The sequence below is a fragment of the Chitinophaga horti genome, assembly GCF_022867795.2.
In the GTDB taxonomy this organism is placed as follows: Bacteria; Bacteroidota; Bacteroidia; order Chitinophagales; family Chitinophagaceae; genus Chitinophaga; species Chitinophaga horti.
In genome coordinates this window covers 6057973-6070267 of sequence record NZ_CP107006.1, presented here as the reverse complement: position 1 = coordinate 6070267, position 12295 = coordinate 6057973, and the positions used below count along the sequence as shown (strand labels likewise).

Sequence of the window (12295 nt, the reverse complement as noted above, 5' to 3'; positions counted from 1 at the left end):
CCATCTCCCCTATTTGTTAAATGTGCGCACCGAAAACGTGCTTTCCCACTGAGAATGTGTATTTTTCCGCCCGGGAATGCAAAACCCTCCACGCTTTTAACCTATGAGCACAAGCAACAAAAAAGTCATTAACGGCTGGGCCATGTACGACTGGGCCAATTCCGTGTACAACCTGGTGATCACCACCACCTTTTTCCCGGCTTACTTTGTAGGCATTACAAAGAACCCGGCTACCAACGATTATGTGAACTTCTTTGGCTTCAACGTACTCAACTCGGCTTTGTACACCTATGCGCTGTCATTCGCCAACCTGTTGATCGTTTTCTGCCTGCCGATATTATCCTCTATTGCCGATACCCGCGGTAACAAAAAAGGCTTCCTGCGTTTCTTTTGTACCCTGGGGGCGATCGGCTGTTCGGCGATGTTCTTCTTTAGCAAAGACACTATCGGTCCGTGGTACCTGGAATATGGCGTGATCTGCTTCATCCTGGCCACGTTGGGTTATTCCGGCGGCCTGGTATTCTACAACTCCTATCTGCCCGAAATAGCGCCTGTAAAGGATCGTGACAGGGTAAGTGCCAGAGGATATGCGTTCGGGTATGTAGGCAGCGTAATCCTGCAGTTGGTGGGTTTTGCCTTAGTGGCCCTGCAGCCGTTTGGCATCAGTACAGGTATGGCTATTACCATCACTTTCCTGCTAGTGGGTATCTGGTGGTTTAGTTTTGCACAGGTTACGTTCCGCGTGCTGCCCAGTCATGTGGCGAAGGACAAGGCGAAAGGCAACATCTTCCGCGATGGGTTTACGGAATTGAAGAAAGTATATCGCCAGGTAGGTACCATGCCTGTGCTTAAAACGTACCTGCGTGCCTTCTTCTTTTATAGTATGGGTGTACAAACGGTGATGCTCGCCGCCACTATCTTCGGTAAAAAAGAACTGCAGATGGAAGACAAGATGCTGATCTTTACTGTTGTGGTGATCCAGATCGTAGCGATACTCGGGGCCTGGGCCATGGCGAGAGCTTCTGAAAAGTATGGCAACTTCAAAGTGCTGATCTTCACCGTAGCCCTGTGGGTGTGTGTTTGCACCGGCGCTTACTTTACGCATACACAAACACAATTCTTTATCCTGGCGGGACTGGTAGGCCTGGTGATGGGTGGCATACAGTCGCTGAGCCGCTCTACCTACGCAAAACTGATCCCGGAAACAAAAGATACCGCCTCCTTCTTCAGCTACTACGATGTAACAGAAAAACTGGCCATCGTTATCGGTACGTTCTCATTTGGGTTTATCGAACAAATGACTTCGTCGATGCGTAATTCTGTGTTAGTGCTGATCGTCTTTTTCAGCATCGGTTTACTCTGGTTGTTCTCCGCATTACACAAACAACGTAAATTAGCAGCAGCGAGTCAAACAACCGTAGGAGCATGAAATTATACACCATCAACACCGGCATGTTTAAACTGGACGGCGGCGCCATGTTTGGCGTAGTACCCAAAAGCATCTGGCAAAAACTGAATCCGCCGGACAACAATAACATGTGTACCTGGGCCATGCGCTGCCTGCTCATCGAAGACGGCAAACGCCTGATACTGGTAGACAATGGTATTGGCGATAAACAGGACGAAAAGTTCTTTGGTCACTACTACCTGCACGGCACCGATACACTCGACAAATCGCTGGCGGCACATGGCTTTAGCCGGGAAGATATTACCGACGTGTTTCTCACCCACCTGCATTTTGACCATTGCGGCGGCAGTATTAAACGCGAAGGCGACCTGCTGGTGCCGGCTTTTAAAAACGCTCGTTACTGGAGCAATGCCCGCCACTGGCAATGGGCTACACAACCGAACGATCGCGAAAAAGCATCTTTCTTAAGAGATAACATTTTACCGATACAACAAAGCGGCCAGCTGGAATTTGTTACGTCGAAAGAAGGCATTGCCTTTACCGATGATATCAACATCCGTTTCGTGGACGGGCATACCGATGCCATGATGCTGCCGCAGATCCGGTATAAGGACCAGACCATCGTTTACGTGGCGGACCTGCTGCCTTCCGCGGCACACATTCCCATTCCATACGTGATGGCCTACGACACTCGCCCGCTGCTGACGCTGGACGAAAAGAAAAGCTTTTTGCAGGAAGCGCTGGACAAAAAATACATTCTTTACTTTGAGCACGACCCCATCAACGAATGTGGCGTGCTGCAACAAACGGACAAAGGAATACGCTTAGGAGAAACATTTCCCCTGAGCGCGCTATAAACAGAGATAGGATATGCATATTACGCCTGATAACAAACTGAGGAAACTGATCGTAGTGGGAGACCGCGTACTGGTAAAACCGACTACGCCTAATGAGCGTACCGCCAGCGGCTTATATCTGCCGCCCGGTGTTGCAGAAAGAGAAAAAACACAACAGGGATATGTGATCAAAACGGGGCCTGGTTACGCCATTCCCGTACCTTCCGAAGCAGATGAAAGCTGGAAACCGGAAGAGGAAAAGGTAAAATACATTCCCCTGCAGGCCCGCGAAGGCGACCTGGCCATCTTCCTGGTCGGCGGATCTACCGAAGTGGAATACCAGGGTGAAAAATATTACATCGTACCACAAAGCTCCATCTTACTGCTGGAGCGGGACGAAGAACTATAAACGAAACATTTATGATGAACAAGACATTGATCGGTAGCGCAGCCCTGATGCTGGCTGTATTCACCTCCTGCCAGCAGGGTGGCAAAACGGCGGATAAAGATACGACGGTTACAACGGCCACCGCGCCGGTTGACTCCGTAAAACTGCTGGAAGATGAAGTGATGAACATTCACAACGAGGGCATGGCCGGCACTATCAGGATTCGCAGCCTGAAGAAAGAACTGGACAGCGCGATTACCGCCAACAAGAAAGCCGGCAAAGAAACAGCTGCATTCGTTACCGCACAAGCCGGCCTCGACTCCGCCAACACCGCGATGAACGACTGGATGCACGCCTACGATATGGATATGGAAGGCAAAGACGAAGCACAGAAAAAGGCTTACCTGCTGAGCGAGCACACTAAGGTAAAAGCAGTTGAATACAAGATCAACACCGCGATCGACGATGCACTCATCGTGTTGAACGGGTCAAAGAAATAATGAGTTGCACGGCAGTCCACGCGGCTGCCGTCGCTTTTTGTATACCTCCCTAAACATTCCCCTATGGCTAACAAAGAAGCCTTTCTCGAATACATCAAAAACGGCTACACGTTTAAAGGCGAGCACTTTAAACTGGGCTGCGCCATACTTGATGGTGAAGTAGTAACCGGTGCCGACGTATTGCTGCCGCTCAAAACCCTGAACCGTCACGGTTTGATCGCGGGTGCTACAGGTACCGGTAAAACCAAAACGCTGCAGGTGATCGCGGAGGGACTGAGCGATGCGAGCATTCCGGTGCTGATGATGGACATTAAGGGTGACCTGAGTGGTATTGCTGCTGCAGGCACCATTAACCCTAAGATCGAAGAGCGGTACCAGAAGATCGGCGGCACGTACACGCCATCGGCTTACCCGGTGGAACTGCTGTCGCTCAGCGAGGATAAAGGCGCGCGTTTACGGGCGACTGTCAGTGAATTTGGGCCGGTTTTATTGTCGAAGATATTAGAGCTGAACGATACCCAATCCGGCCTCGTCGCCATGATCTTTAAGTATTGTGACGATAATAAGATGCCGTTGCTCGACCTGAAAGACTTTAAGAAAGTATTACAATACTTCGGGGGGGATGGCAAAGCGGAGATAGAGAAAGAATATGGAAAGATCAGCACCACCTCCACCGGCACCATCCTGCGTAAAGTGATCGCGCTGGAGCAGGAAGGAGCCGGGATGTTCTTTGGCGAACGCTCGTTTGAGGTAGATGACCTCATGCGCATCAGCGACGACGGTCGCGGTATTATCTCCATCGTACGTGTAACCGACATACAGGACAGGCCGAAGCTGTTCTCCACCTTCATGTTAAGCCTTCTGGCGGAATTGTACGCCACCCTGCCCGAAGAAGGCGATCTTGATAAACCGAAGCTGGTCATGTTCATCGACGAGGCGCACCTGATTTTCCAGGAGGCGAGCGAGGCGTTGCTGCAGCAGATAGAAACGATCATTAAACTGATCCGCTCCAAAGGTGTAGGGATCTTCTTTTGCACACAAAACCCGATGGACGTGCCACCATCGGTACTGGGCCAGCTGGGCTTAAAAGTGCAACACGCCCTGCGCGCATTTACTGCCCAGGACCGCAAAGCGATCAAACAAACGGCAGAGAACTATCCGCTGTCCGACTATTATAAAACAGACGAATTACTTACCCAGATAGGCATCGGCGAAGCCCTGGTCACCTGTTTAAGTGAAAAAGGTACTCCTACGCCACTGGCAGCCACCATGCTCACCACACCCCGCTCGCGCATGGATGTACTCAGCGACCAGGAACTGAACGCCCTGGTAAGTAGCAGTCGCCTGGTAAGGAAATACAATGAGGAATTAGACAGCCACAGTGCCTACGAGATACTCACCGCCAAACTGGAAGAAGCAGCCGAAAAGACTGCTAAAGCCCAAGAAGAAGCCCCTGCTAAGGGCGCTAAGGCCAAAGAGGAAAAAGGACTGCTGGAAACGGTGCTGACGAGCAGCGCGGCCAGGCAGGCAGGCCGTACAGCCGCCAACATCATCACCCGCAGTTTGCTGGGTGCGTTGGGACTTGGCGGCCGCAGCAGCAAAAAGAAGAGCAGCTGGTTTTAATAATTTTTATCTTGCTAAAAAAGAACTGAAACATGCACGTACCCATTAAGACCGGCTTGTGTTCCTATGGTCACAGCGGTTATGTATTCCACGCACCATTTATTCACCTGCACCCGGGCTTTGAGTTTACTGCCATCGTAGAGCGCAGCAAACGCCTGGCGCAGCAACGCTTTCCGGATGTGAAAGTGTATAGCAGCGTGGCCGAAATGATCGAAGATAAAAGCCTGCAACTGATCGTGGTAAACACCCCGAACAGCACGCACTATGAATATAGCAAAGCCGCCCTGATGGCCGGCAAACACGTGATCGTGGAAAAACCTTTCACGGTAAATACCGCCGAAGGTGAAGAGCTGATCAAACTGGCAAAGGAAAAAAACCTTATGATCATTGTATACCAGAACCGCCGTTACGACAGTGACTTCAAGATCATCCGCCGCGTGGTGGAAGAAGGACTGGTAGGCGATGTACTGGAAGCTGAGTTTCACTACGACCGCTTTAAGGAAGAACTGAGTTACAAGAAACATAAAGAAGTAGCGCAATCCGGCACCGGCGTACTTTACGACCTGGGCTCGCACCTGATCGACCAGGCCCTGCAGCTGTTCGGCGTTCCTAAAGCTGTATTCGGCGATGTGCGCATCATCCGTAAAGACTCGGTGGTAGATGATTATTTCGAATTGATCCTTTATTACGACAACCTGCGCGTACGCCTGAAGAGCAGCTACCTGGTACGGGAAGCCTTACCAGCGTATATCCTGCATGGCCGTCGGGGTTCCTTCATCAAATCGAAATCCGACATACAGGAAGCCTTACTGCTGAAAGGTTTGCTGCCCGAGGGCGCAGACTGGGGTGCCGAAGCGCCGCATGAGTGGGGCTTGCTGCACAGTGAAATAGATGGTGAAGTGGTGAAGAAATACCTGCCGTCCACCAACGGTAACTATATGGACTTTTACAATGGCGTGTACGCCGCACTCGCAGAAGGCAAACCTAACCCGGTAACGCCGGAACAGGGGCTCGATGTAATCCGTGTGATAGAAGCCGGGTTTAAGAGCAGTGCTGAAGGTGTGGTGGTGAAATTATAAGCGGCTTTATTGATTAACGCGGAGACTACACACGAGGGTTGCTTCATTTCATTTGCAATGACGGCGGGGGAACGTTTGTTTTTTACCAACACATGTTCTTCGTCATTGCGAATGAAATGAAGCAAACTTCCGCTCCAGTCTTCGCGTTTGCGAACACATGTTCTCCGTCATTGCAAATGAAATGAAGCAACCCTCCGCTCCAGTCTTCGCGTTTGTGCCTTACTTCCTCCGGATCATCCCATCCTTATCCCGCACGATCATCTCCTCCGCCAGCATAAACTCCAGCACGTCCAGTAACAAATCCTCTTTAACCCCGGGCAGCGCATCTGCCAATAGATTAAACGTAAGCGGTTGTTCCAGTTGCGCCAGTACCAGTGGTGCCAGCTGATCGAACTTCGGTGCGGTGAGGCCGCCTGTCTTTTTACGCAGGCATACATCACAAACGCCGCAGGGCTCCCCGCCGGCTTCGCCGAAATAGGTGACCAGGGATTGTGTGCGGCAGATATCTGTGTTAGTGGCGTAGCGGGTAACGGAGTCGATCTTGGCTTCGTAGATGCGGCGGCGTTCGGCGATGCGCAGCATATCTACACGCAGGTATTGTACGGGCACACGTTCCTGCAGGAAGCAGAGCTGCGGCTCGTCCTTACGTTGCTGGTAACGGATGATGCCCTGCCGATGCAGGCGTTGCAGCCAGTCGGTGATGGTATCTTCATCGGTGCGCAGGATGCGCATCAGTTGTTTTTCGAAGACAGGCACCGGGTGATCGAAGATGCCCTGGTAGGTACGTAGCAATGCTTTGATCAGCGGTTCCAGCGAGGAGCCATGACGCTCGTATTCCCAGAGGGTCTCTTTATTGGTGATGAACTCCACCCGCGACGGCAGGTACACACTTTCACTGAGCTGCACTACGCCTTCGTGTTCGAGAATACGCATGGCGCTGTAAGCCATCGTGATATTGAGGGCAAACTTGCGGGCGAAGTCATTGATATCGAAGTCGAAGTAGACGTTTTCGGCGCTGCCGATGGGCACCTGCAGGTAGTTCACCACGCCCTGGTACACCTCGCGGATCTCTTCCAGCTGCGGGAACTGGAGCGGGATGCGGGATTTCATTTCGGTGAGTTCCTGTTGGGTGTATAGTAAAACGCCATATGCCTTTTGCTCATCGCGGCCGGCGCGGCCAGCTTCCTGGTAGTAAGCCTCCAGGCTGTCGGGCACGTCGTAGTGGATCACAGAGCGAACATCCGGTTTGTCGATGCCCATGCCGAAAGCGTTGGTGCATACGACTACACGGGTGCGGCCGGTAATCCAATCGTCTTGTTTAGTGGCACGGTCGGCGGCAGGCAAACCTGCGTGATAGTAGTCGGCGTTGATGCCGTGTGATTGCAACAAGCCGGCGATTTCCTTGGTATGGCGGCGATTGCGGCAGTACACGACAGCGCTGCCGGGCACCCTGTCCAGGATGTGGCGGATGCGATTTACCTTGGCTTCTTCCTCGAATACACTGTAAGAAAGGTTACTGCGGACGAAGCTTTTGGTGAATATCTTTTGATTGGTGAACTCGAGTTTCTCACAAATATCCTCCCGCACCTTTAGGGTAGCCGTAGCCGTGAGGGCCAATATCGGCGTTCGGGGGAAGAAGTTGCGTATCTCCGCTATTTTAAGATATGCCGGCCTGAAGTCGTAGCCCCATTGGGAAATACAGTGCGCCTCGTCCACCGCGATCAGCCCCACGTCCAGCGTTTCGCAGTGCGCCTGGAAGCGCGGACTTTGCAGGCGTTCGGGTGATATGTAGAGGAACTTGATCTTGCCGTTACGGGCCAGGTCCATCACCTTTTCCACATCCTTGAAGTACATACCGGCGTAGATCGCCATGGCCGGGATGCCGCGCTTCTCGAGCTGCTGCACCTGGTCTTTCATGAGCGCGATGAGCGGCGTTACCACCAGGCAAACCCCTTCCAGCATCATGGCCGGCACCTGGAAACAGATGGACTTACCGCCGCCGGTGGGCAGCAAGGCGAGCGTATCGTTGCCCTCCAATACGGAGTTAACGATATCTTCCTGCAGGGGACGAAACTGATCGTACCCCCAATACTTTTGTAATATGGAAACCGGTGTACCCAAAGCGGCTTAAAAATACAGAAACTTTCGAGGCATAAAAAAAACCGCCCCTGTTGGAGCGGTCTTATTTCTATGCAAGCTATACGTTAGGTATAAGTCAGGACAAGGGTTTTCGGGGAGTAATAAACAATGTGCGTGTTATCCGGTACAAAGAAACCACATCCCGCCAAAAACCTTTTATGTATTCAGGAAAACAATTTACGCAATCCGGAATATCAGTTATTTCTGCGCAGTAACGGCAGCGACCATCCGTTTTTAAGCGAGGCGAGACGAATGGAGATCACGGCAATGATACTTACAATCTCGTTTACATTCTCCGCGATACCCAAATGACGAAGCACCACGAACAGGATGCCGCCTGCCAGGCAGGCGGTAGCGTAGATCTGCCGGGAAAAGATGAGCGGGATCTCGTTCACCATCATATCACGAATCACACCGCCGAAGATGGCCGACATCATACCCAGGATAACGGCAGCCAGCGGGTTTACGCCGAACCGCAGCGACTTTTCTACCCCAAGTATCGTATAAAAACCGATACCGATCGTATCGAACAGGAACAGTGAGCGGCGGAACTGTTGCAGTTGTTTACGGAACAGGATGGTGAGCAGCACCGCAGCGGAAATAGCCAGGATGTAGTAGGCATCTTTTACCCATGCGATGGGATGCACGCCGAGTGTAACATCGCGCAGGGTTCCCCCGCCAATGGCAGTGATAAAGCCGGTGAAGAAAACCCCGAACAGGTCGTGGTACATTTTTTTGTCCCAGGCGGCCAGTGCGCCGGACATTGCGAACATAAAAGTGCCGGTGATATCGATCCAATAGGTCATCATAGTAGTAGTAGCTGTGTTTATACAGCACGCAATATTACAACACTTTCGGAACCATAGCGTGTGTTTAATGCAGGCAGATTGCTAAATTAGCGCCATGGAAATGACCTTTACGTTCGACGAACTGCCCGCAGCGGCCAGCCGCTTTTGGGCCCAATTCCCACAGCAACGGGTGTTCGTACTCCACGGCCAGATGGGCGCCGGCAAAACCACCTTCGTAAAAGCCCTGTGTGCGGCCAAAGGCGTGGAAGATGCGACGGCCAGCCCCACCTTCTCCATCATCAACGAATACCAGTACCATGATGCCGATGGCAAAGCCAGGTCGATCTACCACCTGGACCTGTACCGCCTGAAGAGCGGCCAGGAGGCCGTAGAGGCTGGCGTGGAAGATACGTTGTACCAGGAAGACGCAACCTGCTTTGTAGAGTGGCCGGAGATCGTGGAAGAGCTTTTGCCGGAAGGCACCATACACCTGCAACTGGAAGTGCTGCCCGACCAAAAAAGGCGGCTGACAGCGCGCGCAAGCGTGTAACAAATAGCTTATCTTTGGCAGGACCTAACATTACCGACATTATTCACAGTTTATGGAGCAAAGGCAAAAACCTGTTGTGAGTGCTGGCTTTACATATTCCCCTCTGGAAGAAACACTTGACGTGCGGCAGAAAAATCCGCGGCTTTACATCGGGATCCCGAAAGAGACCTCCTTCCAGGAGAACAGGATCGCATTGACGCCAGACGCGGTGAGCATCCTTTGTAATAACGGCCACCACATTGTGGTGGAACACAAAGCCGGCGACGGTTCCCATTATTACGACACGGATTACTCAGAGGCCGGCGCCGAGATCGTTTACGATAAAAAAGAGGTGTTTAAAGCCGAGATCATCGTTAAATCAGCTCCCCTAAACGACGAGGAAATTGAACTGCTACGTCCCCATCAGATCGTGATCTCCCCTATTCACCTCGCGTTGCTGAAGGCAGCCCAGGTAGAAAAGATGATGGAGAAACGTATTACCCTGCTTTCTTACGAAAACCTAAAAGACGATGCGGGCACTTACCCGATCGTGCGGGCGATGAGTGAGATAGCCGGAGGAGCCGTGATGCTCATTGCCGGGCAGTACCTCAGTACGAGCAACCGGGGCAAGGGCATCCTGCTGGGTGGTGTAACCGGCATCCCTCCTACCAAGGTGGTAATCATCGGGGCAGGCATTGTGGGTGAATTTGCCGCCCGTACCGCCATGGCGCTTGGCTCGTCCGTAAAAGTATTTGACAATAACATTTACAAGCTGAAAAGGCTGCAAAATAACATCGGTGTGCGGGTATTTACTTCGGTGATACAACCCAAAACGCTGGCGGAACAACTGAAGACTGCCGACGTGGCCGTAGGCGCCCTCTCCTCCCAGAGCGGCCGCACCCCCATCGTGGTAACCGAAGCCATGGTAAGCAACATGAAAGCCGGCTCGGTGATCGTTGACGTAAGCATAGACCGTGGCGGCTGCTTCGAAACCTCGGAGGTAACCAGCCACGAGAACCCGGTGTTTAAGAAGTACGACGTTCTGCACTATTGCGTGCCGAACATCCCCTCCGGTTTTGCCGGCACAGCCTCACAGGCCATCAGCAACGTACTGATGCCCCTGCTGCTGGACGCTGCCGACGATGGCGGCTTCGAGAATCTTGTATGGATCAAACGCGGTGTGCGTAACGGTATTTACCTGTACAAAGGCGCACTTACCAACTACCACCTGAGCGAAAAATTCAAATTGAAGTACACCGACCTGGAACTGCTGCTGGCAGTGAAGGGGTAATCATATTTCTGCTGACTGGAAGCCGGAACGTCCTGTTCCGGCTTTTTTTATGCCCCTGCCCATTGCGGTAGAGATCGCTTTTGCCCCTGATCGGGGCAGCAATGACCCTTAGGAATGACCAGACTCCGGCACATCCGGTAATATGCTATCGAACATCCTCCGACCAACCTTGCAGGATACTTCGTTAATAGTTCGTATATCCTTCGTACATACTAGGTACATCCTTCGTAGCTATACGAACCATATACGAACTATATACGAAGGATATACGAAGGATGAACGAATGACGGATACAGGATGTATACAGGATGTAGGGAGGATGCAGCCTCCCACCCTGAAGGACGCTCTCATGAACTATGGAGACCAGGCAAGGGAAGGCACCCGGGTATAGTAGTATTTTAACCATTCTTGAAGGAGGTTACGGTCGCTGAAGTGTGCGACAACGGCGGATGGGGAGAGAAGAAAAAGATAGTTACATAAACTAACCGTTGCCGGAAGGATGGCACACCATAAAAAAGCCGGGACCATGAGCCCCGGCTTCCTGTAAAACTTTGTACTACACTTCGAGCGTATACCCCGCTGCGAGTACCCCGATGATAATCAGGCCGACTACAATGCGGTAGTAACCCCACATTTTGAAGCCGTACTTTTTGAGGGCACCGATGAAGAACTTGATCGCCAGCATGGCTACGATGAAGGCGACCACGTTACCGATGGCCAGCAATTTCCAGTTATCGGGATTGGAGGTGAGCAGTTCGTGGTGTTTTAAGATTTTGTACCCGGTGGCAGCGGCCATGGTCGGCACGGCCAGGAAGAACGAAAACTCGGCAGCAGCGCTGCGGGTCATCTTTTGTTGCATACCGCCAATAATGGTGGCGGCGCTGCGGCTAACGCCCGGTAATAAGGCCAGGCACTGGAACAGGCCGATGCGGATGGCCTGGAAGTAGCTGATCTTTTCCTCAGAATCGATTTCTGGCTTATTGAACCATTTATCTACAAATAAGAGGACGATACCTCCCAGTACGAGCATAATGGCTACCACCATAGGATTTTCGAGGGCGGCATCGATGTAGTCGCCCAGTAAATAGCCCAGGATGAGGGCGGGTAGTACGGCGAATATAAGTCTGATATAAAACTGCAGGCGGGTAAAGTCGAAGAACTTTTTCCAGTACAACACCACTACGGCCAGGATGGCACCCAGTTGGATGCACACTTCGAACAGTTTGGTAAATTCATCTTTATTAATGCCCATGATGGCGCTGGCAATGATCATGTGGCCGGTGGAGGAAACGGGGATAAACTCGGTGAGCCCCTCTACAATGGCGATAATAACCGCTTCTAAAATACTCATCTAACAATCTGGTTAAAAGGAAAAGCGATGATGTGTTCATCGCTTCCCAGGTATATCTAAAATGTCTTTTACGATTATGCTTTGGGCTTACGCATGATGGCGTATACTTCTACCGCCAGTCCGAGCAGGATAACGATCGGTGCCAGGGTAATACGACGGAAGCTGTATACTTCGCTCGCGTCGAAAGAACCGTCTTTGCTGCCACCGCCCATCATCAGCAAAAAGCCGATAATGATCAGCACAACGCCTGCCAGCATGTAAGTATAGTTTTCTTTACCGAACAGTCCCCTGGACTCCTGTACAGGTGTGGCGGATGTGGTAGTGGTTGTTTTTGCAGCTTCTTTAGCCATAAATAAGTATTTC

12 protein-coding genes are annotated in these 12295 nt (G+C 51.7%); 8 read left to right on the top strand and 4 right to left on the bottom strand.

Going from position 1 to position 12295, the window contains the following annotated elements:
• Nucleotides 1-103: 103 nt before the first annotated feature.
• The 6 genes from MKQ68_RS24765 (at nucleotide 104) to MKQ68_RS24740 (ending at nucleotide 5834) form a co-directional block, all read left to right on the top strand.
• Entirely contained in the window at nucleotides 104-1429 is a 1326-nt protein-coding gene (locus MKQ68_RS24765) for an MFS transporter (protein WP_264281404.1), read from the top strand.
• Nucleotides 1426-2265, top strand: a complete 840-nt coding sequence (locus MKQ68_RS24760; protein WP_264281403.1) for an MBL fold metallo-hydrolase — start codon at nucleotides 1426-1428, stop codon at nucleotides 2263-2265. The genes MKQ68_RS24765 and MKQ68_RS24760 overlap by 4 nt, the downstream gene beginning before the upstream one ends.
• 13 nt (nucleotides 2266-2278) lie before the next feature.
• Nucleotides 2279-2653, top strand: a complete 375-nt coding sequence (locus MKQ68_RS24755) for a co-chaperone GroES (RefSeq protein ID WP_264281402.1) — start codon at nucleotides 2279-2281, stop codon at nucleotides 2651-2653.
• 11 nt (nucleotides 2654-2664) lie between these two features.
• Nucleotides 2665-3132: a hypothetical protein gene (locus tag MKQ68_RS24750; protein ID WP_264281401.1), complete on the top strand. Its 468-nt coding sequence runs from the start codon at nucleotides 2665-2667 to the stop codon at nucleotides 3130-3132.
• Nucleotides 3133-3195: 63 nt separating this feature from the next.
• Entirely contained in the window at nucleotides 3196-4755 is a 1560-nt protein-coding gene (locus MKQ68_RS24745; protein ID WP_264281400.1) for a helicase HerA-like domain-containing protein, read from the top strand.
• Nucleotides 4756-4787: 32 nt separating this feature from the next.
• Nucleotides 4788-5834 carry a Gfo/Idh/MocA family oxidoreductase gene (locus tag MKQ68_RS24740; RefSeq protein ID WP_264281399.1) on the top strand — a complete coding sequence of 349 codons (1047 nt, stop codon included), beginning with the start codon at nucleotides 4788-4790 and terminating at the stop codon, nucleotides 5832-5834.
• Between the two features lie 219 nt (nucleotides 5835-6053).
• Here the strand turns inward: MKQ68_RS24740 and MKQ68_RS24735 are convergent, their stop codons facing one another.
• Both MKQ68_RS24735 and MKQ68_RS24730 read right to left on the bottom strand, forming a co-directional pair.
• The gene (locus MKQ68_RS24735; protein WP_264281398.1) at nucleotides 6054-7955 is read right to left on the bottom strand and encodes a RecQ family ATP-dependent DNA helicase; all 1902 of its coding nucleotides are present in this window, start codon (nucleotides 7953-7955) and stop codon (nucleotides 6054-6056) included.
• Between the two features lie 212 nt (nucleotides 7956-8167).
• A complete protein-coding gene (locus tag MKQ68_RS24730; RefSeq protein ID WP_264281397.1) occupies nucleotides 8168-8782 on the bottom strand; it encodes a trimeric intracellular cation channel family protein in 615 nt (204 codons plus the stop codon).
• A gap of 94 nt (nucleotides 8783-8876) precedes the next feature.
• Here MKQ68_RS24730 and tsaE point away from each other — a divergent pair, with 94 nt between their 5' ends.
• Both tsaE and MKQ68_RS24720 read left to right on the top strand, forming a co-directional pair.
• Nucleotides 8877-9311 carry a tRNA (adenosine(37)-N6)-threonylcarbamoyltransferase complex ATPase subunit type 1 TsaE gene (tsaE, locus tag MKQ68_RS24725; RefSeq protein ID WP_264281396.1) on the top strand — a complete coding sequence of 145 codons (435 nt, stop codon included), beginning with the start codon at nucleotides 8877-8879 and terminating at the stop codon, nucleotides 9309-9311.
• Between the two features lie 52 nt (nucleotides 9312-9363).
• Nucleotides 9364-10581 carry an alanine dehydrogenase gene (locus tag MKQ68_RS24720; RefSeq protein WP_264281395.1) on the top strand — a complete coding sequence of 406 codons (1218 nt, stop codon included), beginning with the start codon at nucleotides 9364-9366 and terminating at the stop codon, nucleotides 10579-10581.
• A 556-nt stretch (nucleotides 10582-11137) separates the two neighbouring features.
• Here the strand turns inward: MKQ68_RS24720 and MKQ68_RS24715 are convergent.
• Both MKQ68_RS24715 and MKQ68_RS24710 read right to left on the bottom strand, forming a co-directional pair.
• Nucleotides 11138-11932, bottom strand: a complete 795-nt coding sequence (locus MKQ68_RS24715; RefSeq protein WP_264281394.1) for an undecaprenyl-diphosphate phosphatase — start codon at nucleotides 11930-11932, stop codon at nucleotides 11138-11140.
• 74 nt (nucleotides 11933-12006) lie between these two features.
• Nucleotides 12007-12282 carry a DUF3098 domain-containing protein gene (locus tag MKQ68_RS24710; RefSeq protein ID WP_264281393.1) on the bottom strand — a complete coding sequence of 92 codons (276 nt, stop codon included), beginning with the start codon at nucleotides 12280-12282 and terminating at the stop codon, nucleotides 12007-12009.
• Nucleotides 12283-12295 lie beyond the last annotated feature (13 nt).

Bases quoted from the DNA above. Each gene is read 5' to 3' on its own strand.
- MKQ68_RS24765 (WP_264281404.1), top strand. From the start codon at position 104: ATGAGCACAAGCAACAAAAAAGTCATTAACGGCTGGGCCATGTACGAC.
- MKQ68_RS24760 (WP_264281403.1), top strand. From the start codon at position 1,426: ATGAAATTATACACCATCAACACCGGCATGTTTAAACTGGACGGCGGC.
- MKQ68_RS24755 (WP_264281402.1), top strand. From the start codon at position 2,279: ATGCATATTACGCCTGATAACAAACTGAGGAAACTGATCGTAGTGGGA.
- MKQ68_RS24750 (WP_264281401.1), top strand. From the start codon at position 2,665: ATGATGAACAAGACATTGATCGGTAGCGCAGCCCTGATGCTGGCTGTA.
- MKQ68_RS24745 (WP_264281400.1), top strand. From the start codon at position 3,196: ATGGCTAACAAAGAAGCCTTTCTCGAATACATCAAAAACGGCTACACG.
- MKQ68_RS24740 (WP_264281399.1), top strand. From the start codon at position 4,788: ATGCACGTACCCATTAAGACCGGCTTGTGTTCCTATGGTCACAGCGGT.
- MKQ68_RS24730 (WP_264281397.1), bottom strand. From the start codon at position 8,782: ATGATGACCTATTGGATCGATATCACCGGCACTTTTATGTTCGCAATG.
- tsaE (WP_264281396.1), top strand. From the start codon at position 8,877: ATGGAAATGACCTTTACGTTCGACGAACTGCCCGCAGCGGCCAGCCGC.
- MKQ68_RS24720 (WP_264281395.1), top strand. From the start codon at position 9,364: ATGGAGCAAAGGCAAAAACCTGTTGTGAGTGCTGGCTTTACATATTCC.
- MKQ68_RS24715 (WP_264281394.1), bottom strand. From the start codon at position 11,932: ATGAGTATTTTAGAAGCGGTTATTATCGCCATTGTAGAGGGGCTCACC.
- MKQ68_RS24710 (WP_264281393.1), bottom strand. From the start codon at position 12,282: ATGGCTAAAGAAGCTGCAAAAACAACCACTACCACATCCGCCACACCT.